This is a genomic window from Variovorax sp. CF313 (assembly GCF_000282635.1).
GTDB lineage: Bacteria > Pseudomonadota > Gammaproteobacteria > Burkholderiales > Burkholderiaceae_C > Variovorax.
This window is the reverse complement of record NZ_AKIW01000079.1, coordinates 22256-45483: the sequence shown is the minus strand read 5'-3', so window position 1 is coordinate 45483 and position 23228 is coordinate 22256. Positions and strand designations below refer to the sequence as shown.

General features: G+C 67.1%; 15 protein-coding genes. 7 read left to right on the top strand and 8 right to left on the bottom strand.

What is annotated here, in order from left to right:
* The first annotated feature begins 42 nt into the window (after nucleotides 1-42).
* Nucleotides 43-1101, top strand: coding sequence for a 3-keto-5-aminohexanoate cleavage protein (locus tag PMI12_RS19970; protein ID WP_007836073.1), 1059 nt, complete (start codon nucleotides 43-45; stop codon nucleotides 1099-1101).
* Nucleotides 1102-1192: 91 nt separating this feature from the next.
* On the opposite strand, the gene PMI12_RS19965 is transcribed toward PMI12_RS19970, so the two are convergent.
* Nucleotides 1193-2233 (bottom strand): AraC family transcriptional regulator, encoded by a 1041-nt coding sequence (locus tag PMI12_RS19965; RefSeq protein WP_007836072.1) that lies wholly within the window; start codon nucleotides 2231-2233, stop codon nucleotides 1193-1195.
* Between the two features lie 250 nt (nucleotides 2234-2483).
* Between PMI12_RS19965 and PMI12_RS19960 the strand changes: the two genes are divergently transcribed.
* Nucleotides 2484-3542: a 3-keto-5-aminohexanoate cleavage protein gene (locus PMI12_RS19960; protein ID WP_007836071.1), complete on the top strand. Its 1059-nt coding sequence runs from the start codon at nucleotides 2484-2486 to the stop codon at nucleotides 3540-3542.
* Nucleotides 3543-3734: 192 nt separating this feature from the next.
* Here PMI12_RS19960 and PMI12_RS19955 read toward each other — a convergent pair whose 3' ends face one another.
* Together PMI12_RS19955 and PMI12_RS19950 are read right to left on the bottom strand one after the other, a co-directional pair.
* Complete coding sequence (locus PMI12_RS19955; protein WP_237726133.1) at nucleotides 3735-4739, bottom strand: YihY family inner membrane protein; 1005 nt, start codon at nucleotides 4737-4739, stop codon at nucleotides 3735-3737.
* A complete protein-coding gene (locus PMI12_RS19950) occupies nucleotides 4706-5596 on the bottom strand; it encodes a LysR family transcriptional regulator (protein WP_007836069.1) in 891 nt (296 codons plus the stop codon). Before PMI12_RS19950 ends, PMI12_RS19955 begins: the two co-directional genes overlap by 34 nt.
* A gap of 280 nt (nucleotides 5597-5876) precedes the next feature.
* On the opposite strand from PMI12_RS19950, the gene PMI12_RS19945 reads away from it, so the two are divergent.
* From PMI12_RS19945 to PMI12_RS19935, 3 genes are all read left to right on the top strand, one after another.
* Nucleotides 5877-6695, top strand: coding sequence for an SDR family NAD(P)-dependent oxidoreductase (locus tag PMI12_RS19945; protein ID WP_042673845.1), 819 nt, complete (start codon nucleotides 5877-5879; stop codon nucleotides 6693-6695).
* A 278-nt stretch (nucleotides 6696-6973) separates the two neighbouring features.
* Nucleotides 6974-7990 carry a TRAP transporter substrate-binding protein gene (locus tag PMI12_RS19940; RefSeq protein WP_007836067.1) on the top strand — a complete coding sequence of 339 codons (1017 nt, stop codon included), beginning with the start codon at nucleotides 6974-6976 and terminating at the stop codon, nucleotides 7988-7990.
* Entirely contained in the window at nucleotides 7987-9867 is a 1881-nt protein-coding gene (locus PMI12_RS19935) for a TRAP transporter large permease (protein WP_007836064.1), read from the top strand. Before PMI12_RS19940 ends, PMI12_RS19935 begins: the two co-directional genes overlap by 4 nt.
* 10 nt (nucleotides 9868-9877) lie before the next feature.
* Here PMI12_RS19935 and PMI12_RS19930 read toward each other — a convergent pair whose 3' ends face one another.
* From PMI12_RS19930 to PMI12_RS19915, 4 genes are all read right to left on the bottom strand, one after another.
* Complete coding sequence (locus PMI12_RS19930) at nucleotides 9878-11596, bottom strand: tannase/feruloyl esterase family alpha/beta hydrolase (protein WP_007836062.1); 1719 nt, start codon at nucleotides 11594-11596, stop codon at nucleotides 9878-9880.
* 93 nt (nucleotides 11597-11689) lie between these two features.
* Nucleotides 11690-12580, bottom strand: coding sequence for an OmpA family protein (locus PMI12_RS19925; protein WP_237726132.1), 891 nt, complete (start codon nucleotides 12578-12580; stop codon nucleotides 11690-11692).
* 32 nt (nucleotides 12581-12612) lie between these two features.
* Nucleotides 12613-19203: an ESPR-type extended signal peptide-containing protein gene (locus PMI12_RS19920; protein ID WP_007836059.1), complete on the bottom strand. Its 6591-nt coding sequence runs from the start codon at nucleotides 19201-19203 to the stop codon at nucleotides 12613-12615.
* Between the two features lie 420 nt (nucleotides 19204-19623).
* A complete protein-coding gene (locus PMI12_RS19915) occupies nucleotides 19624-20406 on the bottom strand; it encodes a 4'-phosphopantetheinyl transferase family protein (protein ID WP_007836057.1) in 783 nt (260 codons plus the stop codon).
* Nucleotides 20407-20641: 235 nt separating this feature from the next.
* Here PMI12_RS19915 and PMI12_RS19910 point away from each other — a divergent pair, with 235 nt between their 5' ends.
* Both PMI12_RS19910 and PMI12_RS19905 read left to right on the top strand, forming a co-directional pair.
* Nucleotides 20642-20887, top strand: a complete 246-nt coding sequence (locus PMI12_RS19910) for a hypothetical protein (protein WP_007836053.1) — start codon at nucleotides 20642-20644, stop codon at nucleotides 20885-20887.
* Between the two features lie 85 nt (nucleotides 20888-20972).
* Nucleotides 20973-22895, top strand: coding sequence for a glycoside hydrolase family 15 protein (locus PMI12_RS19905; RefSeq protein WP_007836051.1), 1923 nt, complete (start codon nucleotides 20973-20975; stop codon nucleotides 22893-22895).
* Here PMI12_RS19905 and PMI12_RS19900 read toward each other — a convergent pair.
* Nucleotides 22861-23199 carry a hypothetical protein gene (locus PMI12_RS19900; RefSeq protein ID WP_007836048.1) on the bottom strand — a complete coding sequence of 113 codons (339 nt, stop codon included), beginning with the start codon at nucleotides 23197-23199 and terminating at the stop codon, nucleotides 22861-22863. The two genes, PMI12_RS19905 and PMI12_RS19900, sit on opposite strands and share 35 nt — an antisense overlap.
* Nucleotides 23200-23228 lie beyond the last annotated feature (29 nt).

The window sequence follows — 23228 nt, the reverse complement described above, 5'->3', positions numbered from 1 at the left end:
TCGATTCCGTTTCCTACATCGCAACCCGACAGAAACCACGCCATGAACTTCCTCGACGGCCACCTCTTTCCCGAAAACCAGCAGCCGCTGATCATCACCGCCGCGCCCTACGCACCGGGCTGGCTTCCTTCCGACTTCCCGGGCGAGATCCCGGTCACGATGGAAGAGCAGATCCAGAAGGCGGTCGATTGCTACAACGCCGGCGCGACGGTGCTGCACCTGCATGTGCGCGAACTGGACGGCAAGGGCAGCAAGCGGCTGTCGAAGTTCAACGAGCTGATCGCCGGCGTGCGCAAGGCCGTGCCGGAAATGATCATTCAGGTGGGCGGCTCGATCAGCTTCGCACCCGAGAGCGAAGGCGCCGCGGCCAAGTGGCTGAGCGACGACACGCGCCACATGCTGGCCGAGCTGGAGCCCACGCCGGACCAGGTGACGGTGACCGTCAACACCTCGCAGATGAACGTCACGGAGCACGCCGAGCTGGCGGACTTCAAGGGCACCTCGCGCGAGATCCCCGCCATCTACGAAGCCTACAAGGAGATGACGGTGCCGGCGCAGCCGGGCTGGGTCGAGGAGCACATCCGTCGCCTCACGAAGGCCGGCATCCAGAGCGCCTTCCAGTGCTACAACATCAACAGCTTCGAGTCGGTCGAACGCTTGATGCGCCGCGGTGTCTACAAAGGTCCGCTGGTGATGAACTGGGTGGCGATCAGCGGCGGCATGGACGCGCCGAACATCTACAACCTGGCCAACTTCGTGCGTGCGGTGCCCGATGGCGCGGTGCTCACCGTGGAGAGCTCGGTGCGCAACGTGCTGCCCGTGAACATGATAGGTATCGCCATGGGCCTGCACGTGCGATGCGGCACCGAAGACGTGCTGTGGAACCAGACGCGCTCGGCCAAGATCGGTACGGTGGCGCAGATCGAACAACTGGTGGAAATCTCGCGCCAGTTCGGCCGTCCGATTGCCACGGCGCGGCAGGCGCGCGAGATCTCGAAGATCGGCGTTTTCTACGACACAGCGGAAGAGTCGCTGGCGGCCAACGGCTTCGCACCCAATCGCAATGGCGCCAATCAGGGCTTCCTGCGCAAGGCGGCTTGAGAGTGAGCGTGGTGATGACGAGGTCTGTCACGCGCGCCTTTTGGCGCCTGCTCGAAGGCCTTTCGCATGCCCTCCGCTTTGAAGGCCTGGCTCAGAACGCGCGCACCGTCCCCTGAGCCACCGCGCTGGCCGTCTGCTTGCTCCACTGCGAGGCGCTGCAGCCGAAGTGGTGGCGGAACCAGTGGCTGAAGCTGCTTGGCCCCGAGAAGCCCAGCAGCTCGGCCACTTCGCTCAGCGGCAGGTCACTGTCGCGCAGGTGGCGCTTGACGAGGTCGGAGCGCACATGGTCGAGCAGGCTGCTGAAGGTGAAGCCTTCAGCCTCGAGCCGGCGGTGCAGCGTGCGGCGGTCCACGCGCAGGTGCCGCGCCACTTCCTGCGCCGTGCAGCCGCCGCCGGGCATGAGCGCGAGGATGAGTTCGCGGCAGGCTTCGCGCGTGCTCTCGCCGCGGTCTTTCAGGGCCGCCTCCAGGTACTCTCGCGCAAAACGCGCCGCGCCCTGGTCGCCTGATTCGCGCGGCTTGCGCAGATCGGCCGCCAGGCACACGAGCCCATTGAAATCCTGGTTGAACTTGACGTGGCGCCCGAAGAAGGCGCGGTGCGCCGACACGTCCGCCGGCGGGCGGTGCGTGAAGCAGACCTGCTGCGGCCGCCATTGCGGATCGATCAGCTCGGTGAGCACGCGGAACATGATGCCCACGGCCAGTTCCATCGACTGGCGCATCGGCAGCCCGGGGCTGGGCAGCAGGTCTTCGCGCAGGATGACCATGTCGCCCGTATCCTCCAGGCGAAAGCTCAATGAGGCGTTCACCAGCTTCAGGTAGCGGCCCAGCGTGTCGAGCGCGTCGCGGGGCGTGGGCTCTTCCCTCAGCACGACGCCGATCGGCCCGAGCGCCGAGAGTTTGCGCTGCGCCGCGAGCCGCAGCGCGAAATCTTCGGTGCGCGTGGCGCGCGCGGTGATCTCGAGCAGCTCGCGCACGGCGTCACCTGGAATCAGCATCTCGGGGTGCTCGAGCAACTGGGCCTTCAGCCCCACGGTGCGCAGGAAGGCATGCGGGTCCCGGCCGAGCGAGCGCACCAGGTCCACGTAGCCGCTGAGGCTCGCACTACGCATCAGTCGGCCGAGGTGCTTCATGGTGGATTCTTCAGGAGCCCCGTGTTCGCCCGGGGGCTGATCCTGGATTGCTGTGTCTTGATGATGGCCCGATTGTGATCGGCCATGGCGTTCAGTGTCTGGTGCAGATGGAGACTGCGAAACCGGTCTTCGCAAGGACCGTTTCAATGTCCCGCAAAGACAAGTCGCAGTCCCGGATGAGCAAGAAGTTTTCCGGGGTGCGCCAGACACTTTTGGCGCCAGAGCAACTTTCCCACCGGAGACAAACCCCATGAACTTCCTCGACGGCCACCTGTATCCCGAGAACCAGCAGCCCCTGATCATCACGGCCGCGCCCTATGCGCCGGGGTGGATTCCCGCCGACTTTCCCGAAGACATCCCGGTCACGATGGAAGACCAGATCCAGAAGGCGGTCGATTGCTACGAAGCCGGCGCCACCGTGCTGCACCTGCATGTGCGCGAGGCCGACGGCAGGGGCAGCAAGCGGCTGTCGATGTTCAACGAACTGATCGCCGGCGTGCGCAAGGCCGTGCCGGAAATGATCATCCAGGTGGGCGGCTCGATCAGCTTCGCGCCTGAGGACGACGGTGCCGCGGCCAAGTGGCTGAGCGACGACACGCGCCACATGCTGGCCGAACTCACGCCCCGCCCCGACCAGGTGACCGTGACCGTCAACACCACGCAGATGAACGTGACCGAGCACGCCGGCCTGGACGACTTCAAGGGACTGTCGCGCGGCGACCCGAGGCTCTATTCGACGTACAAGGACATGATCGTGCCCTCTAACCCCAGCTGGGTCGAGGAGCACATCCGCCGCCTCACGGCCGCGGGCATCCAGAGCGAGTTCCAGTGCTACAACATCAACAGCTTCGAGACCATCGAGCGGATGATCCGCCGCGGCGTCTACAAGGGCCCGCTGGTGATGAACTGGGTGGCCATCAGCGGCGGCATGGACCAGGCGAACATCTACAACCTGGCCAACTTCCTGCGCGCCGCACCCGATGGCTCGGTGGTCACGGTGGAAAGCTCGGTGCTCAACGTGCTGCCCGTGAACATGATCGGCATCGCCCTAGGCCTGCACGTGCGCTGCGGCATTGAGGACGTGCTGTGGAACCAGACCCGCACCGGCAAGATGAGCTCGGTCGAACAGATCCGGCAACTGGTGCGCATCTCGACTGAATTCGGTCGCCCCATTGCGACCGCGCAGCAGGCGCGCGAGATCATGAAGATCGGCGTGTTTTACGAAACCATCGAGGAGACGCTGCAGGCCAATGGCTTCGCGCCCAATCGCAACGGTGCCCAGCAGGGCTTCCTGCGCAAGCCGGCCTGACGCATGAGGTACACCGGAGTTGTTGACGTACTGTCGGCCGGCGAGCTCTTGCCGGCGGCTCCATAGCAGTGCTTGTCGTGCAAGCCACTCGGCATGACGCGCAATGTGAGCGTCACAGGCAGGGCCAAAAAGCGAGTGGGCTTCTCGCTGCTGCCTGCGAGGAGGGCCGGTTTCGAATGAGCGGCGCCTGCATCAGCCCCGGCCGAACTGCCAGGCTCGAGCTGCCTTCCCCGGCTGTCGCCGTCGCGCAAGAGCCAGGTTGGCCGTGATCATGGCCGCGACCAGCGTGATCAGCCACGAGAAGTACACCCACAGCAAGAAGATCGGAAAGGCCGCGAACGCCCCGTACAGCGCCTTGTAGGTTGGCACCTTGACGAGGTAGGTGGCGAAGCCCCGTTTGCCCAGCTCGAAGGCCACGCTGGCGATCAGGGCGCCCGCGACGGCGTCGCGTAGCCGCACCTTCGTGTTCGGAACGAAATAGAACATGCTCGTCAGCGCGGTCACGCCGAGCACGAGCGGCCCGAGGTCGAGCACGAAGGCGAGCGATGGTGGCAAGGCGCCGATCAGACCCAGGGAAACGCCCAGCACGTACGACGTTGCCCACAGACTCAGACCCATCACGGGTGGCCCCACGGCCAACATCAGCAAGTACAGGCCGACCCTTCTGAAGAAAGGCCGATTCCTCCTCACCTCCCACATCTGGTTCAAAGCGTTCTCGACGGTCAGCAACATCGCGACTGCGGTCCCCAGCAGGAAGAGCGAGCCGACCCAGGTCAGGCTGCTGGCATTCGCGGCGAACTGGTCCAGATACTTGAGGACCGTGCGCGCGATGTCTGGCGGCAGCAGCCTGCTCAGCAGGAACTCATGAATCGCATCCTTGAATCGCTTGAAGATCGGGAATCGCGTGAACAGCGCGAAGCTCGTCGCCAGCAAGGGCACGATGGACAGCAAGGTCGTGAATGTCAGGCTTCCGGCGACCTGGGGCAAGCGTTCTTTCCTGGCGCGGTGGATCGTCAGGCGGGTCAGAGTGAACATGTATCGCTGAAAGAGGAGGGGGCGGCTGGCTTCGCGGACGAACAAGCCGCTGCATGCGATTTTGAGGCCTGCAGCTGACGCCTTTCGGCAAGGCCCATCTTCGATGCGTCGTAGATCGAGGCATTCACTCAGCCGCCCCGCTGCCGGATCTTCGGCAAGCATGACAGCAGCGCCTTCACCTGCGGCGAATCGTCGGACTTGCGCCAGATGGCGACGGTCTCGACGATGGTCTTCTCGCCCTTCATGCTTCGATAGACGACCCCCTCGCGATGCAATGCCTGCACGCTGCCGGGCACCAGCGCCACGCCGATGCCGCCGGACACGAGGCTCACGATGGTGTGCATTTGCCGCGCCGGAAACAGCTTGGGGCTGAAGCCATGCCGCATGCAGGTGGCGACGATGGCGTCGAACATCATCGGACCCTGATGGCGCTCGAATCCGAGGAAGCGTTCGTTCGACAACTTTTCGAGCGCGATGCGCGTGGCGCCGGCCAGGGGGTGCGACACGGGCAGCGCCACGAGCAGCGGTTCCGTATGGACCAGCCTCGAGTTCAGTGCCGCGGGCGGGTCGGGCGTCCGGAACACCAGGCCGACATCGAGCCTGCCACTCTCTACGTCGTGAATGATCTGGTCGGTGGTGCCTTCCAGCAGCGACACGTTCACGCGCTGGTAGTCCTCCGTGAAGGCGCGCAGCATCGGCGGCAGGAATGAATAGGCCGGCAGGCTGATGAAGCCGAGCGACAGCGAGCCCATCAAGCCCTGAGCGGCCTCCAGGGCGCGCTTGCGCAGGGTGTCGGCCGCGGCCAGCACGGCGCGTGCGTCGCGCAATGCGTCCTCGCCGGCCCGTGTGAGCGCGATGCGGCGCGAGGTTCGCTCGAGCAGGGTGACGCCCAGTTCTTCTTCCAGCTCCTTGATCGCCAGGCTCACGGGCGGCTGGGTGAGGTGCAGCCGTTCGGCGGCGCGGCCGAAGTGCAGCTCCTCGGAAACAGCGACGAAGCAGCGCAGGTGGCGCATGTCCATTGATTTGCCTTCTGTATCGACTGATCCAGATTTTAAATTTCTCTGGATCGAAGCGCATCCCTAGACTGCATCGCATCCCGCGCGCCAAGCACGTGAACGGGGGGCGCTCCCACAAGTGGCAGCAGGAGACACAACACCGATGTTCGATCGCGTCGTCGATGCGATGACGCTGATCGACGGCGGCCCCAATGCCCTGGGCTCCTGCCTGTCACGCCCGAGTAATGGCCGCCGGCTTCCGGATCCCGAGTTCCTTTTTCCCTTCAACCCAACCCACCACATCATGAGCACCACATCACCAGCCCGCATCGCAGTCGTCACCGGAGGCGCCCGCGGCATCGGCCGCGCCGTCGGCGAATGGTTTCTTGGTCATGGCTGCAAGGTCGTCTTGCTCGACTGCGACAGCGCAACGCTCGACAGCACGATATCGGAGATCGCGCGCCCCGGCGATCTGCTCGGCGTCCATTGCGACGTGTCCGATCCGGCGCAGGTCGACCGCGCCGTGGCGGCCGTCGTTGCAAAGTTCGGCCGCGTGGACGCGCTGGTCAACAATGCCGGCGTGGCCATCTTCAAGCCGGTGCTGGAAACCTCCTTCAAGGAATGGCGCACGGTGATGGCCACCAACCTCGATGGCGCCTTCCTCTGCACGCAGGCCTTCGGCGCGGTGATGGCCGGCAACGGCGGCGGCGCCATCGTCAACGTCGCCTCGATCTCCGGGCTGCGGGCCAGCACGCTGCGCGTGGCCTATGGCACCAGCAAGGCCGCGCTCATCCACATGACGAAGCAGCATGCGGTCGAGCTCGGCGATGCAGGCGTGCGCGTGAACGTCATTGCCCCCGGCCCGGTAGAAACCGAAATGGCCAAGCTCGTGCACAGCGTGGCGATCCGCTCCGACTACTACGACGCGATTCCGCTGAACCGCTACGGCACCACCGAGGAGATGGCGAATGTCATCGGCTTCCTGTGCAGCCCCGAAGCGAGCTTCATCAACGGCCAGGTCGTGGCCGTCGACGGCGGCTTCGATGCGGCAGGTGTCGGCCTGCCAACCCTTCGCCGCCGCAAGGCCGAAGCCGGGGCCGAACTGCAAGGAGCCAAGGCATGACGAAACTGCCGTAACTCATCGGCTGAGGCCACACGCGCTTCGGCAAGCTCGATGGGGCGAGATCGTCGTCGCGAGCCGGCCGGGCCTTACGGCCGAGGCGCTGCGCCAGGTACCGCTGGCCGCGCCGCTTCTTCTTCTGGGATTCGCTGCCGAAGCCGGGTTACGGCAAGTTCACCAAGAACGACATCCGAACGCGCCTCGTCGAGCGTGGAGAATCGCAGCCGGCCATGCACGGCTGAGCCACCGATCACAATGACGAACCACCAAGGAGACAAACCATGAACATTTCCCGTCGCACCATTCTTCGCAGCGCCGCCGCGGCCGCCGTTGTCGCCGCCCCCGCGGGCAGCGCCTTCGCGCAAACCAAGGCCGAGTTCACCTACAAGTACGCGAACAACCTGCCGGTGACGCATCCGATGAACCTGCGCGCCAAGGAGATGGCCGATGCGATCCGCACCGAGACCAACGGCCGCGTCCTCATCCAGATCTTCCCGAACAACCAGCTCGGCTCCGACACGGATGTGCTCAGCCAGCTGCGCTCGGGCGGCGTCGAGTTCTTCACCCTCTCGGGCCTGATCCTCTCGACGCTGGTGCCGGCGGCATCGATCAGCGGCGTCGGCTTTGCGTTCAAGGACTACCCGAGCGTGTGGAAGGCGATGGATGGCGAACTGGGTGCCTACATCCGCGCGCAGATCGCCAAGGCCGGCATCGTGCCGATGGAAAAGATCTGGGACAACGGCTTTCGCCAGATCACTTCATCGTCCAGGCCCATCGCGACGCCCGCCGACCTGAAGGGCTTCAAGATCCGCGTGCCGGTGTCGCCGCTGTGGACTTCGATGTTCAAGGCCCTCGATGCCGCGCCGGCGTCGATCAACTTCGCCGAGGTCTATTCCGCGCTGCAGACGAAGATCGTCGACGGCCAGGAGAACCCGCTGGCCATCATCTCGACGGCCAAGCTCTTCGAGGTGCAGAAGTACTGCTCGCTGTCCAACCACATGTGGGACGGCTTCTGGTTCCTGGCCAACCGCCGCGCCTGGGAGAAGCTGCCGGCCGATCTGCGCGCCATCGTTGCCAAGCACATCGACGCGGCCGGCCTGAAGGAGCGCGACGACGTGGCGCAGCTCAACGCCGGGCTGCAGACGGAACTGGCCGGCAAGGGCCTGGCCTTCAACCAGCCGGACGCCGCCGCCTTCCGCGACCAGCTTCGCAAGGCCGGCTTCTATGGCGAATGGAAGAGCAAGTACGGCGACGAGGCATGGGCCCTCCTGGAACGCTCCGTCGGCAAGCTGGCATGAGCGCGATGAGCCCCGCCGGCCACAGCGTGCAGGCGTCTCCGGCGGTGGGCCCCGCTTCGCGGGCGGCGCGCATCGACCGCGTTCTCGGGTTCATCGTCGAAGCGGCCGCTGGTGCGCTCGTGCTGGCGGACATCGCCGTGCTGCTGGCCGGCGTCGTGGCGCGCTTCGCGTTCCACAGGCCGCTGGTCTGGTCCGACGAACTCGCCTCGATGCTCTTCATCTGGCTGGCGATGCTCGGTGCCGTGGTCGCCCTGCGGCGCGGCGAGCACATGCGCATGACGGCGCTGGTCTCGCGCCAGGCGCCCGCGCGCCAGCAGTTGCTGGAGGCCATCAGCGTGTGCGCGTCGCTGGCCTTCCTCGCGATGGTGGCCTGGCCAGCGTGGGAATACGCCTCGGAGGAGCGCTTCATCACCACGCCGGCCCTCGAGATCTCGAACGCATGGCGCGCTGCGGCGCTGCCTTGCGGCATCGCCTTGATGATGCTGTTCTCGGTGCTGCGGCTGTTCAAGGATGCCGACTGGCGCACGGGCACCAAGGCCTTCGCCGCAGTGGCCGTCGTGATCGGCGCCTTCGCGCTGGGCCGCGGCGTCTTCGAAGACCTGGGGCGCTACAACCTGCTGATCTTCTTCGTAGGTGTGGTCGGGGCGGGCGTGTTCAGCGGCATTCCCATCGCCTTTGCGTTCGGCCTGGGGACCATCGGCTACCTGGCGCTGGGAACGGACACCGCGCTGCCGGTGATCATCGGCCGCATGGACGAGGGCATGTCGCACCTGATCCTGCTGGCCGTGCCCCTGTTCGTGTTCCTGGGGCTGCTCATCGAAATGACCGGCATGGCCAAGGCCATGATCGCCTTCCTCGCGGGCCTGCTGGGCCACGTGCGCGGCGGCCTGCAGTTCGTGCTGGTCGGGGCGATGTACCTCGTCTCCGGCATCTCGGGGTCGAAGGCCGCCGACATGGCCGCGGTGGCGCCCGCGCTCTTTCCGGAAATGAAGAAGCGCGGCGCCAGCGAGGGCGACTTGGTGGCGCTGCTCTCGGCAACCGGCGCGCAGACCGAGACCGTGCCGCCGAGCCTGGTGCTGATCACCATCGGATCGGTCACGGGCGTCTCGATTGCGGCGCTGTTCACCGGCGGCCTCCTGCCGGCCGTGGTGCTGGGTCTCACGCTGTGCGTCGTCGTCTGGCTGCGGGCGCGGGGCGAGGATCTCAGCCATGTCGAGCGCCCCTCGCGGCGGCAGGTGGCCAAGCTGGCGGCGATTGCAGTGCCGGCGCTGGCGTTGCCTTTCATCATCCGCGCGGCTGTCGTCGAAGGCGTGGCCACGGCCACCGAGGTCTCGACCATCGGCATCGTCTATGCCGTGCTGTCGGGCCTGCTGGTGTACCGCCAGTTCGACTGGAAGCGCGTCGGGCCGATGCTGGTGGCGACGGCGTCGCTGTCGGGCGCGATCCTGCTGATCATCGGCACCGCGACGGGAATGGCCTGGGGGCTGACGCAGTCGGGCTTCTCCAATTCGCTGGCGCAGGCCATGACCGGGCTGCCGGGCGGCGCGCCGATGTTCCTGGCCGTTTCGCTGGTCACCTTCGTGGTGCTCGGCTCGGTGCTCGAGGGCATCCCGGCCATCGTGCTGTTCGGCCCGCTGCTGTTCCCGATCGCCCGCCAGCTCGGCATCCACGAGGTGCACTACGCCATGGTCGTCGTGCTGTCGATGGGACTGGGGCTGTTCGCGCCGCCGCTGGGCGTGGGCTACTACGCGGCGTGCGCGATCGGGCGGGTGCATCCGGACAAGGGCATCCGGCCCATCGTCGGCTACATGCTCGCGCTGCTGGTCGGCACCGTCCTGGTCGCCGCGGTGCCGTGGCTCTCCATCGGGTTCCTTTGATGGAGCCTGCTCAAGGTGTCGCAGCGCGGCACTGGTAGCTGGACGCCTGCATGCGGTCGCCGCCTGTGTAGTGCGGGTACGCGGGGTAGCGGCACATCGGTCGGGACGCCTGGACGACAAACGGCGGCAGCGGCGCGTTGACCGTTTGCACCAGCGCGTCTGCGGGCGCAGCGCCCGTGCTCACCCATCGGTCCAGCGGATCCAGGAGGTCCACCATCGTCGGCACCGGCGCGCCGCCTCCGACCGCCCGGGAATTGCCACTGTGTGTCGAGCCCGGTGAAACATACAGCCGCACGGATCTTTCCACGGCCGGTGCTCCCATGCGCGCCACGAGCGCACCGTGGTACTGGATTCCCATGAGGGGGCTCTGTGCGCGGTCGGCGGCGTTCTCGCGCACGATCAGCTTGCCGCCGCGAGCGAAGAACGCCGAAAGGTCCGGGTCGGTGGCGTCGATCATCGCGGAGGTCTTCTGGACCTGCGCCCGGAACTCCTGGGGACGATAGCGGCGCACGTCGTAGTCCTTGTCGCGGGCGACGGCGTAGCGGATCCAGTTGCTGCCGTAGATCCACTGCGTCGAATGGCGCGCCGCATCCAGAGGGGCAACGGGCGCCGCCGTGCCGGAGACCCAGCGCACCATGTTCAGGGCGGAGGGACCGTCGAGGCTGTCCTCATGGCCGTACAGCCACTGCGGGTAGGTGGTGAGCCCGTTGGCGATGGGAAAGGGAAAAACATACGGCGAGTGGATGCCGCGCACCAGTCGCAGCTGCGCGTCCGACAGGCATTGCAAGCCTGCATCGCCGCCACCGGGGCAGCGCAGCGGCTGCAGGTCGACGCGGGCCTGGCAAGCCATGTAGTTGTTGACGACGCCGTCGGCCAGCCCGTCGAGCGCGTCGCAGGCATCGGAGGTGGCTTTCGCGATCAGCGGGATCTTGCCGGCCTGGAGCCAGTCGTCGTGCTGTGGCACCTGGTTGCGTACGAATGCATGGAACAGGCCGGTCCAGTTGATGACGGGCACCACGCTGACGATGCCGTCGTAGTCGGCCGGGAAGCGCTGCGCCATCATCATTCCCTCGCGCCCGCCTTCCGAGCCGCCGAAGTAGTACGTGCGCTGCGGCGGTCGTGCGTAGTAGGCGCGCATGAGGTCCACGGCCGCGTCCTTCACCTTCTTGTATGAAGCGAACGCGAAGTTCTCGAGCATCTCGTCGTTCAGCGCGAAGGCGCCTGGCTCGCCGGGAGGGAAGGCGCTCGCCTGGTGGCCCGAGTCCTGGCCAAAGGTCGCATAGCCCCGCGCGATGGGCAGCGGGTCGCCCGGCGCGGCGTCGCGCAAGGGCGCGAGGCCGGTGATCAACACGCCGTTGAAGCCGCCGCCACCGTACTGCAGGGCCTTTCCGTTCCATTCGGTCGGAAGGTTCAGCTGGAAGTTGATGACTTGCGCGGCAGGGTCACGCGATGCGATCGTGCCCGTGACCTTGCAGAACCGGGGAAGGGCCGGCACAAATGCACCGGCGTTGGCCGTTCCTGCCGCGGCGGGCGTCAGCACGGCGGAGGTGACCGAGGCCCTTCCGCTGGGCAAGCCGATGGCTCCCGGTTCGATGACATGGCGTGCCAGAGACGCACAGGAAGTTGCTGGCTGCTCGGCGGTCGGTGGCACGGTGCCGCAAGCCGTCAGCGAGAGCCCGGCCGCGGTGAGGGCGGCTTGAGCGAAGGCACGGAGGGCGAAACGGGGCATCGTGTCTCCAGACACCGCTCTGCGGCGGCGCGGCGCCATCTTACGGTCGAAACCGCCGGCGGACCGTGCGTTCGGCATGGCCCGCCGCGGAGTTCACCGCTGCGCAGACACCTCGATCTCCACGCGGCGGTTCGGGGCGAGGCAGTCGATCAGGTCCGCGCGCCTCGTCTGTGTGCACTGCACCTTCGGCTCCGATTCGCCCTTGCCCTGCACCTGCACAGCCTGCGCCGGCACGCCGGCCTGCACCAGGTAGTCGCGCACGGTGCTGGCGCGCGCCAGCGAGAGCGCCTGGTTGTAGCTGTTGCTGCCGAGCCGGTCGGTATGCCCGGTCACCCTGATCGAGTCCACCGGTCTGGCGCTGCTCCCGAGGTCGCTTGCCAGTGCGTCCAGTTTGCGCCGGCCTTCGGGCAGCAGGTCGGCCAGCGAGCGGCCGTCGAAGCGGAACAGGCCGTCGGCGCCGAGCGTCGTCTTTGCAGGCAGAACCACCGGCTGGACGGTAGCGGCGGGCTTCGTCGCGGCCATCGGCTTGAGCAGGTCCGCGCAGCCCGGTCCCTTCCAGTACATGCCGTTGGTCAGCACGTCTGCATTGAAGCGGACCATGTACTGGCAGGTGATGTATTCCGGACCGGCGCTGGTGCGAAAGTGGAAGATGTAGTTCCACTCGCGCACGCCGCCCAGGCCTTCGCGAAAGTGCGGAAAGCCCAGCAGCTCGCGCACCTGGTCCTTGCCCATGCCGGCACGCATGGCGCGCAGGGCCTCGAGGCTCGGAAAGGCGCCTTGCTGCCATTTGGCCGAGTCGAGCGCGGGGAAGTCCTCGTCCTTCGGCGGTGCCGGGTTCTCCGAAGCGGCCCTGGCCTGCATCTCCGGCGTGATGGTGTAGCTCGGGTTGGCGCAGCCGCCGGCCACGAGTGCCGCGAGGCAGAGCGCGGCGAGCGGTGCGGTACGGACCGTGAAGAAAGTCTTGGTTTGAAGAGGCTTGTTCATGATGGAGTTCGTCCAGTTCATCCGTATGGCGATCAGTTGAAGACCCATTCCGCGCCAACGGTGGCGCCCACCCCGGCACGGCTGGTGGCCACGCCGCCGGTGATGCTCCAGGCGTTGTTCTCGGAGGTGCGCCGGAAACTGATGCCCACCGCGCCCTGGCCCTTGAAGGAGCCCGCGCCGATGCGCATGACCGTCTTGCCCGGAACGTAGCTCGCAGGCATCTGCAGGGCCATGGCCGCGGCAACGCCGGCATACGCGTTCTTCTCGACGTTGTCGATGCGGCTGTTGGTCGCATCGATGCGGTTGTTCAGGCCGCCGCTGACCGCGTTCAACTGGTTCACGTTGACGGCGTCGGTGCCCGCCACGCCCGGCGCCACGTTGTGCACCGTGACCGGGCCGGTGGCGTTGCTGCCGCCCATCGTCACGCTGTTGTGGTTGATCGTGCCGTCCGCATTGCTGTCGTACTTGACCGCCGACTGGTCGATCGCAGCGACCGTGCCCTGTACACCCCGCAGCTGTGAAACGTTGACCGCATCGCTGTCGGCCGTGCCCGCGGCCACGCCGGTGATCTGCCGGAACTGGCCGCTGGCTGCATTGCCCACCGATACCGCCGCCAGCGTGCTGGTGGTCGCGCCGATGGCAATGCGCTGCGCGGCAGTGGCGGTGGGCGGGATGTAGCCGGCCACGCCCGCGGCGGTGGAGGCCACCGAGCCCGCGCCCAGCGCCACGCCGCCGGCCTGCGTCACGCTGGTGCCCGCGCCCAGCGCCACGCCTTGCACGGCGGCGGCCGACGACTGCGTGCCCAGCGCGATGGAGTCGGCCATGTGCGAGGTCGCGCCCTGGCCGATCGCAATGCCGCCCGGCGCGCTTTGCTGCACCACCGCGCCGTTGCCGATGCCCACGCCGTTGTTGCCGTTGACCACGGTCTGCGGCCCCACGGCCACCGACTCCGCGCCAATGGCCAGCGAGTCCGCCGCGGCGGAGTTGGCATGGAAGTACAGCGTCGGCGTCACCGCGAAGGACGTCAACGCGCCAGACAGCTGCCGCACCGTGACCGCGTCCTGCGCTTGCGTGCCGTCGGCCACGTTGGTGATCTGGCGGTAGGTGGTCGCACTGCCGACCGACAGTGCGCCCAGCAGGGTGCGGTCGGTGGTGTTGTAGGAGATCAGCGAACTGCCGGCCGGAATGCTGCCGGTGGAAGGCGCGACCGCCCGGTCGGAGACGGCACCCGAACCGATGGCCACCGCACCGGCAACCGTTGCGCTCGCATCCTTGCCCGACGCGATGGCATCGGCACCCGTCGCACCGAGGTTGTCTTCGTTGCCGCCGCCGGTGGAGTTGACGCTGTAGTACCTGATCTTGTTGGCCGTGACCGTGGTGCTGAGATTCTCGATCGACTGGTTGGTGGCGAACAGCTGCGAGCCGTTGATCGCATCGGTGCTGGTGTTGGAGATCCGGCCGGCGGCCACGTTGGTGATGGTGCGTTCGGCTCCGACCGTGCCCACGCTGACCGTGCCCACCGGGGTGGTGCCCTGGAAGTTGTAGGTCGTGCCGTTGATCGTCGTGCTCGCAGTCCCCACTGCAGCGGCCGTGGCCGAACCTGCGCCCAGCGCCACGCTGTTGGCGTCCGCGGCCGTGGCCCCCAGGCCGATGGCCACCGCCGAAGCGCCGGCCGCCGCCGCGTTCTTGCCCGACGCGATGGCGTTGGCGCCGGTGGCGCCGAGGTTGTCTTCGTTGGTGCCGCCGGTGGAGTTGACGCTGTAGTACTTGGTCTTGTTGGTCGTGACCGTCGTGCTGAGGTCCTCGATCGACTGGTTGGTGGCGAACAGCTGCGAGCCGTTGATCGCATCGGTGCTGGTGTTGGAGATCCGGCCGGCGGCCACGTTGGTGATCGTGCGCTCCGCCCCCGGCGCGCCGACGCTCACCGTGCTCGCCGGCGTGGTGCCCTGGAAGTTGTAGGTCTTGCCGTTGATGGTCGCGCTGGCCGTGCCGACGGCCGCCGTGGTGATCGAGCCGGAGCCCAGCGCCACATCGCCCGCATTGGCAGTCGCCGTCGCTGCATCGCCGATGGCCACGCTGCCGGCCTTGCCGGCCGCACCGGCCGTGGAGCCGTTGCCCAGTGCCACCGAGCCCTGGCCGATCGCCTTGTTGCCATTGCCGATGGCGACTGCACCATTGGCCTGGTTGGCCGCAGTGGCCGAGGCCGTGCCGTCGCTGTTGGCGATGTTGTTGGCACCGCCGGTAAAGGCACCGGTACCGCTGGCATAGCTCGGATCGCCGATGGCAACAGCCCCGTCGCCGTAGGCCGTGTTGCCCGAGCCGATCGAGATCGCCTTGCCGCCTGTGGCCTTCGCGTTCTTGCCGATGGCCACCGCCTCCGCCGAATCGGCCGTCGCAGTGCTGCCGATGGCGATGGTGTCAGCGGCGCTGGCGCGCGCGCCGTTGCCCATGGCAATGCCGCTTGCACCCGCGGCCAGGGCGTTCACGCCGGCAGCCAGGGCATTGATGCCCGTGGCCCCATCGTTCGCATAGTTCCCCTGCTGCGTGCCGTTGTCGTTCACGCTGTAGTAGTGGATCTTGGACGCATTCACCTGCGTGGTCAGCTGGCTCACGTTCACCGCATCGGTGGGCGCCACGCCGGGCGCCACGTTGGTGATGACCGTGTTGCCGGCATTGATCCCGGTGTTCGTCACGCTCGGTCCGCCCGTGATCGTGAGGCCGTTGTTGTTCAGCACGGTGCCGCCCGTGGTCACGCTGGTGAAGTTGGGCGTGGCGCTGGTGGCGATCTGCACTTCTGCACCGTTCTGCGTGATGGCGATGTTGTCGCCCGCCGTGTAGGTGGCGGTGCCGCCCGGGGCGATGTTCTGCACGCTGGTGCCCGTCGCCGTGCCCGTGCCTGTCCGGGCCGTGGTCATGTTCCAGCCCTTGCTGGCCGTGGAGCCGATGTTGGCCAGCTCGGCATTGGTGGCGAACAGCTGCGAGCCGTTGATCGCGTCGGTCGAGGTGTTGGAAATCCGGCCGGCTGCGACGTTGGTGATCGTGCGCTCGGCGCCCACCGCGCCCACGCTCACGGTGCTCGTCGCAGTGGTGCCCTGGAAGGTGTGGGGCGTGCCGTTGATGGTCACGCCGGGGGTGTTGACCACGGCCGCCGTGACCGAGCCGGAGCCCAGTGCCACGTCGCCCGCGTTGGTACCCGCCGCCGCGCCGGAGCCCAGCGCCAGCCCGTTGACGACGCTGGCCGCGGCGTTGTTGCCCATGGCCACGCTGCCGGTGGCCGCCTTGGTGGTGCTCGCACCCACGCCCGCGGCGATGGAGTTGATGCCCTGCGCGCCGTCGTTGTTGACGTTGGCTCCCGCCACCCCGTTGTCGTTCACGCTGTAGTACTTGGTCTTGTTGGCCGCCACCGTGTCGCCCAGCTGGGTCACGTTCACCGCATCGGTGGGCGCCACGCCGGGTGCCACGTTGGTGATGACCGTGTTGCCGGCGTTGATGCCGGTGTTGGTCACGCTCGGTCCGCCCGTGATCGTCAGGCCGTTGTTGTTCAGCACTGTGCCGCCCGTGGTCACGCTGGTGAAGTTGGGCGTGGCGCTGGTGGCGATCTGCACCTCTGCACCGTTCTGCGTGATGGCGATGTTGTTGCCCGCCGTGTAGGTGGCGGTGCCGCCCGGGGCGATGTTCTGCACGCTGGTGCCTGTGACCGTGCCGGTGCCTGTCTGGCCTGTGGTCACGTTCCAACCTTTGTTGGCCGTGGTGGCTACATCATCGATCGCGGCGTTGGTGGCGAACAGCTGGCTGCCGTTGATCGCGTCGGTGCTGGTGCCGGAGATCCGGCCGGCTGCAACGTTGGTGATCGTGCGCTCGGCACCCACCGTGCCCACGCTCACCGTCGAAGCCGGCGTGGTGCCCTGGAAGTTGTACGTCTTGCCGTTGATCACGGCGCTGGCCGTGCCGACGGCCGTGGCGGTGGTCGAGCCAGAACCAAGTGCCACGTCACCGGCGTTGTTGGCAACCGAATTCGCGCCCACCGCCACGCTGTCCGCCGCCTTGGCGCTGGCCGTGTCGCCCACGGCGACGCCGCCCGCAGCCGCGACGGACGAGGCATTGCCGAGCGCCGTGGCACGCGCTGCCGCGGCGTTCGCGCCGGGGCCGACGGCCGAGGCGTTCACGCCGGATGCGCTGGCAAATTCGCCGACCGCCAGGCTGTTGGTGGCACTGGCGTTGGAGAAGGCGCCCACCGCCGTGGAGCCGCTGACGCCCGATGCCACGGCGTTGACGCCGATCGCGGTGCTGCTGACCGCCGACGCCTTGGTGCCGGTGCCGATCGCAATGGCGTCGCCGGCCGATGCGCTCGACTGGAAGCCCTGCGCCACGGACTGATCGCCCGAAGCCGACGCGGCGACGCCGGCCGCCAACGAATTCGCGCCGGTCGCGCCGTTGTTCGTGTAGTTCGCCTGCTGCGTACCGCCGTCGTTTACGCTGTAGTAGTGGGTGGGCGTGCTGGCCGCGATGGCCTGCACCGCCTGGTTGGTGGCGTAGAGCTGCGAACCGTTGATGGCATCGGTCGAACTCGAAGAGATCCGCCCCGCCGCCACGTTGGTGATGGTCCGCTCGTTGCCCCCGCTGCCCACGCTGATCGTGCTGGTTGGCGTGGTGCCGGCGAAGTTGTAGGTGGTACCGCCGATCACCGCGCTGGCCGTGCCGACGGCCGTGTCCGTCACGCTGCCGGAACCCAGCGCCACGTCCCTTGCATTGTTGGCAATGGCCGTATCGCCGAGGGCGACGGCGCCCGCCGCCAGTGCCTTGCTGGTGCTGCCGAGCGCGACGCTGCCCTGGCCGACCACGGTGTTCTGGAAGCCGATACCCACCGCGCCACGCGCCGCCGTGCCGGCGGTGCTGACCGCCTGGCCGCCACCGCCGACCATGTTGGTGTTGCCCATGGCCACGGAGCCGTCGCCCGTGGCTGTGTTGTCCAGGCCATTCGCGATCGCACCGTTGCCGGTGGCGGTGTTCGGGTCGCCGATCGCCACGGCACCATTGCCGTTGGCGACGTTTCCGGCGCCGATGGCCACTGCTCTGCCGCCGGTGGCCGTGGAGCCGGTGCCGATCGAGACTGCATCGCCGGAATTGGCGACGGCGCCGTTGCCCATGGCGATCGCATTGAGCGCCGAGGCCTTGGCGCTGCTGCCGATCGCGATCGCCTGCGCTGCGGTCGCACTGGCGAGCGCGCCCAGTGCGGTGGCGTTCTGGTCGGACGCCAGTGTGCCGAACCCCAACGCGGTTGCGCGTGCGATAGTCGCCGTGGCGTTGTTGCCCATCGCCACGGTGCCGTCGGCCGCGGCGTTGGCCCCCGACCCCGACGCGACCGAGCCGACGCCGCTCGAGACAGCCTGATTGCCCATGGCCAGCGAGAAGTCGGCCGAGGCATTGGCAAGGTTGCCGAGCGCTGCTGAACTGATGCCTGCCGCGTTGGCCCGTGTGCCGATGGCCGCGGAATCGGTACCTCCCGCCTGAACTCCCCAGCCGCCGGCGAACGCACGCGCACCGGTGGCCGTCGAACTGACGCCGACCGCGGTGGAGTTCCCGCCCGCGGCATTGGCGAAGGTGCCCAGGGCGCTGGCGCCGGCAGCAGTAGCCTGGGCGGCGGCGCCAAGTGCGACCGCGTTGGTGTTGCTCGCGACTGCGCCGGAGCCCAGCGCCACTGCTGCAGTGCCCGAAGCCGCGGCGTTCGGGCCGAGAGCTGCCGAATTCGCCGCGGTTGCTTTGCTCTGGAAGCCGAGGGCGGTAGTGTTGGTCTGGGATGCTGTCACGTCGGTGCCGATGGCAACGGCACCGACCCCTGTGGCCCCCGTGCCCGGAGCCGTGCGCGATCCGAGGTAGAGCGAATTCAGCTGGGTCGCGATCGACTGGAAGCCGATGGCAATGGCATTCTGGGCTGTCGCGGTGGCAGAAGTGCCTTGGGCGACGGTATCCAATGCGGCCGCGTTCACCTGGTACCCCAGGGCGACGCTGCGCAATCCGGCCGCACTTGAGCCTGCGCCCAGGGAGACGGCGTTGTCCCCGCTGGCGCTGGCGAACGAGCCCGCTGCAAAGGCATTGCCGCCGCTGGCGGTCACGTCCGTACCAATTCCGATGGCGCCGCCGGCAAGTGCCCCTGTCGTCGGCCCAGTACGAGCACCCAGATAGATGGAATTGATGGCGGAGGAATAAGCCTGGAAGCCCAGCGAAATGGAATTCTGCCCGGCGCTGAGGGAGGCATATCCCACGGCGAGTCCGCCGAGCAGTTGGGCTTGCGCGAGAGAGCCCAGCGCGGTGGCCCCGATTCCCGACGCTGCGGAGCTAAGGCCCATGCACGAAGCCGTGCCGTTGTATGCGTTGTAAGGCGCCGCACCGCAGTTCACTGCCTGCGCCTGCGCCAGCGAAGACCATCCGATCCCGCCTAGCGCCAGCAGCGCGCTCACGATCCCGGCCCTCAAGTGTCCCGATGCGGGCAATGTCAGCGCGTCGGTCGCGCCGGCGGCCGCCACGGAACTCCCGCCGCGCTTGCCGCAGGCCCGTGTGTTTTCCGACGCGGCGACCCAGGCGCCAAGGGACTCATTCCAGAGTGAGCGATAAGTTTTATTCATGACCCCATCCATCCAATTAAAAAATCAGTGATCGGTCCTAGGACCTTGTCCCTGCGCACTATTTGTTAGTTGTTGCAAACAAATGTTAATTTGGGGGTGGGCGATTGCAATCTGCCTTGTCGCTTTTAGGAGGCAGTTTGTCGAATTGATTTAAATTTTCAAACGCGGATTATTTATTAATAGTAATAACAAGTTACTAATGAATTGAATGTTTACCATGGAAAATTACTTTGTCAATCGTAGATTTTGGTGGTAATGGACATCTGTTTCTCACAGAAGGAAAGCAATCGATAGCTCTTTTTAGTGCATCGATTTACTTGCGAGATATTTATGGAAACGATGTTCCATGGCGGGCATGCCGCTTGACAAAGCCCGCGATCAGCCTCGCGCGAAATTTGGAAGACCGTTCCGCCCCGGGAATCAACCGCCCGGTGACCGGCGCGTCACCGCGCTCTGGAACTCTTCGACCGAGGCAAGCAGCGGCGATGCCTTCCAGCACACGAGTTGCACGCCTTCCGGTTGCACGCACTCCAGGCAGAGGGCCACGGCATGCGCGTTGTCCGGCTGGAGCTGCCAGAACCGCCAGCGCGCAGCTGAGTCGTCGAGGCCGTCCTCGAAGCCGACTGCCACCTCATGCGCGCCTTCGAAACTGAAGGAGAACCGGTCCAGCGGAAGCGACAACCCCATGCCGCGCGCCTTGATGTAGCTTTCCTTGAGCGTCCAGAGATCCCAGAACCGGGAGGGCTGAAGCTCGGCCGGAAGCTGCCGCAGCGCCTGCGCCTCGTCGGCGGAAAAGAACTGCTGCGCAATCTCCAGCGGGGCGGCCCTGGCCGTGTGTTCGACGTCCACGCCCACCTCGCGCTCGACCGTCAGCGCCACCACGATGAGCGAGGCGCTGTGCGAAATGTTGAAGCGAAGACGCTTCGCCTGCAGCAGCGCATTGGCGATCCGCGGGCGCCCATAGGCGTTGGTTTCGAACCGCCAGTCGCGCGGCGCGATGGGCGCGTAGCGGGAGAGCAGCGAGCGGATCAGCCACCGCGTCATGAGGTACCGGCGCCTGTCGCGGGCGAAGCGGAAGCGCCCGTGCTTTTCGCGCTCCTCGGGCGTCAGCAGGGCCATGGCTTCTTCGTGGGCGGGGGCGTCCTGGTCGGGAACGTACAGGTGCCACAGGTGGACCTGGCGCGAGTCGATCTGCAGTTGCATTCGCAATTCTTGCTTGAATTTTCAACTCGTCCGGCGGGTTCTTCAGCTGGGCTTAAGGTGGCCCGCCCATACTGGTGTCGACGGTCTGCTGGCGTTGGTAGAGGTCGCTCAGGCACCCGCCCATTGGTGGTGGTTCCTCGAGGCCGGCGATCGTCACATTTTCAGGAAAAGGCCCTTGGCACCGCTGGCTGGAAGATCGAGCCGCGGCTCCCGGAGAACTATTCTTCGATCTGCCATGACCCACGAATTCTCCGACTTCGATCTCCCCGAAGGCTGGACTTGCCAAGTGGACCTCAAGAAGGCCCCGGAAGGCACCTACGCCGGCAAGGCCGAACTCCGCCAGGGGCGGGTGCAGCGCTGTGTGTTCGTGCTGGCGCAGCAGCCTTCGCGCGAAGCCGCGCTCGAACGGGTCAGGTTCCGTGCGCGGTTTTTCGTGGACGAATGGATGACCCGGCCTGGGGGGCGTGATCCTCAGGCCTGACGCGCCCGCGAAAAGGCGTTGTCCGTCAGCAATCCGCGCCCGCCGCTGGCGTGCCTCGCCCGCGCGCGCGAAAAGACTCGGGCTCTTGTCAAAGAACCCCAAGCACCCCTCCGGACGGCTCCATGCCGACCGCCCCATCGGCGACTACGCGCTCATCGGCTCGACCCACAGCGCGGCGCTGGTGCACCGCGGCGGCGACATCGAATGGCTGTGCCTGCCGCGCTTCGATTCCGCGGCCATGTTCGCCAGCCTGCTCGGCGACGAGCGCAACGGGCACTGGACGATGCGTGCCAAGGACCGCAATGCGCGCATCGCCCGGCGCTACCTGCCCGGCACGGTGGTGCTCGAGACCACGATCCGCACGGCCAAGGGCGTGGCCATCGTCACCGACTTCATGCCCCGCCCCGCCATCGACGGCACGCACGAGGTGGTGCGCATCGTGCGGGGCGCGCGCGGCGTCGTCGCCATGCACACCGAGTTCCGCATCCGCTTCAACTACGGCGAGTGGTGCCCGTGGATGGAGCGGCGCGACGGCGCGGTGTTCGCAACGGCCGGGCCCGACTCGGTGCGCATCAGCTCCGGCGTGCCGCTGACCAACGAGAACTTCGCGAGCTTTGCCGACTTCTCCGTGTCGGCGGGGCAGTCGATCGCGTTCAGCCTCGACTGGTTTCCGTCGCACCTGAAGCCGCCGGTGACGCGCGACGCCAGCGCGCTGCTGGCGCGCACCGTGATCGAGTGGAGCGCATGGACCGGGCGCTGCGGCTACGGCGGCGAGTTCCACGAGCCGGTGATGCGCTCGCTGCTCACGCTCAAGGCGCTCACCTACGAGCCCACCGGCGGCATCGTTGCCGCGCCGAGCACTTCGCTGCCCGAGCGGCCCGGCGGCGAGCGCAACTGGGACTACCGCTTCTGCTGGCTGCGCGACGCGGCGCTCACGCTCTACGCGCTGATCGGCTCGGGCTACGTGGAGGAGGCCAGCGCCTGGCGCTGGTGGCTGATGCGCGCGGTGGGCGGCTCGCCCGAGGAGCTGCAGGTGATGTACGGCCTGCACGGCGAACGCTCGCTCACCGAACTCGAGCTCGATTGGCTGCCGGGCTACGAGAACAGCCGGCCGGTGCGCATCGGCAACGGCGCGCACGGGCAGCGGCAACTCGATGTGTACGGCTCGGTCATCGCAGCCTTCCATGCGGCGCGCAAGGCCGGGCTGGCGGACATGGACAAGGTGTGGCCACTGGAGCGCGCCATCGCGAAGCAACTGACGGCGCTGTGGAAGGAACCCGACTGCGGCCTCTGGGAAGTGCGCGGCGAGCCGCGCCACTTCGTGCACTCCAAGATCATGTGCTGGCTGGCCTTCGACCGGATGATCGCGAGCGCGACGGAATACGGACTCGAAGGGCCCGTGGAGCGCTGGCGCGAGGTGCGCGACGAGATCCATGCCGAAGTCTGCGCACGCGGCTACGACGCCGGGCGCAATTCCTTCGTTCAGTTCTACGGCGCCGACACGGTGGACGCGGCGCTGCTGTGGATGCCGCTGATCGGCTTCCTGCCCATTCACGACGCACGCGTGCAGGGCACCATCGCGCGCATCGAGAAGGAGCTGATCTTCAACGGGCTGGTGTACCGCTACCGCACCGAGAAAGGCGTGGACGGCCTCGAAGGCGGGGAGGGCGCATTCCTCGCGTGCAGCTTCTGGCTGTCGAACGTGTACGTGGCCATGGGCAGGCTGCGCAAGGCGCGGGCGCTGTTCAAGCGCCTGCTGGCACTGGGCAACGACCTGGGCCTGTTCGCCGAGGAGTACGACCCGGTCGCGCAGCGGCAGCTCGGCAATTTTCCGCAGGCGTTCTCGCACATCGGGCTGATCAACAGCGCGCATGCGCTGGTGTCGGCGGCCGGCGGCGTGTGGGAACTGGCGGACCTCGACGGCAAGGCGCAGCCGCAGAAGGCAAACAAGACGGCAAGGAAGAGGACGCCGCTCAGGCGGCCGCGAGCGCGAACTCCTCGGCGCTGAACACGGTGTGGAAGACCGTGCCGTCGAACATCTCGAAGAGCGTCTTCGAGACCTCGCGGCTTTCGTAGCGCACGGGCGAATCGAGCGCGATGGCGATGTCCTCGCGGCTCGCATAGCGGATCGACAGCACCATTGCCAGTTCGGGATCGCTCACGTCGCTTTCGAGCTGGCGCAGCACGCGCACCTCGAGCGCACCGGGGAAGCGGGTCCACAGCGGCACGAGCTTTTCGTGCACGTGGCGGTCGAATGCTTCTTCCATGCCGGCCTTGACCCGGCCCCTGAAAAACGCGCAGCGGATGAACATGGGTGTTCTTCTTTCCTGGTTGAAATCCG

Excerpts from the sequence above, each read along its gene's own strand:
- PMI12_RS19960 (WP_007836071.1), top strand. The coding sequence starts at position 2,484 with ATGAACTTCCTCGACGGCCACCTGTATCCCGAGAACCAGCAGCCCCTG.
- PMI12_RS19920 (WP_007836059.1), bottom strand. The coding sequence starts at position 19,203 with ATGAATAAAACTTATCGCTCACTCTGGAATGAGTCCCTTGGCGCCTGG.
- PMI12_RS19940 (WP_007836067.1), top strand. The coding sequence starts at position 6,974 with ATGAACATTTCCCGTCGCACCATTCTTCGCAGCGCCGCCGCGGCCGCC.
- PMI12_RS19915 (WP_007836057.1), bottom strand. The coding sequence starts at position 20,406 with ATGCAACTGCAGATCGACTCGCGCCAGGTCCACCTGTGGCACCTGTAC.
- PMI12_RS19910 (WP_007836053.1), top strand. The coding sequence starts at position 20,642 with ATGACCCACGAATTCTCCGACTTCGATCTCCCCGAAGGCTGGACTTGC.
- PMI12_RS19955 (WP_237726133.1), bottom strand. The coding sequence starts at position 4,739 with ATGCTTGCCGAAGATCCGGCAGCGGGGCGGCTGAGTGAATGCCTCGAT.
- PMI12_RS19935 (WP_007836064.1), top strand. The coding sequence starts at position 7,987 with ATGAGCGCGATGAGCCCCGCCGGCCACAGCGTGCAGGCGTCTCCGGCG.
- PMI12_RS19970 (WP_007836073.1), top strand. The coding sequence starts at position 43 with ATGAACTTCCTCGACGGCCACCTCTTTCCCGAAAACCAGCAGCCGCTG.
- PMI12_RS19950 (WP_007836069.1), bottom strand. The coding sequence starts at position 5,596 with ATGGACATGCGCCACCTGCGCTGCTTCGTCGCTGTTTCCGAGGAGCTG.
- PMI12_RS19930 (WP_007836062.1), bottom strand. The coding sequence starts at position 11,596 with ATGCCCCGTTTCGCCCTCCGTGCCTTCGCTCAAGCCGCCCTCACCGCG.
- PMI12_RS19965 (WP_007836072.1), bottom strand. The coding sequence starts at position 2,233 with ATGAAGCACCTCGGCCGACTGATGCGTAGTGCGAGCCTCAGCGGCTAC.
- PMI12_RS19925 (WP_237726132.1), bottom strand. The coding sequence starts at position 12,580 with ATGAACAAGCCTCTTCAAACCAAGACTTTCTTCACGGTCCGTACCGCA.
- PMI12_RS19945 (WP_042673845.1), top strand. The coding sequence starts at position 5,877 with ATGAGCACCACATCACCAGCCCGCATCGCAGTCGTCACCGGAGGCGCC.
- PMI12_RS19900 (WP_007836048.1), bottom strand. The coding sequence starts at position 23,199 with ATGTTCATCCGCTGCGCGTTTTTCAGGGGCCGGGTCAAGGCCGGCATG.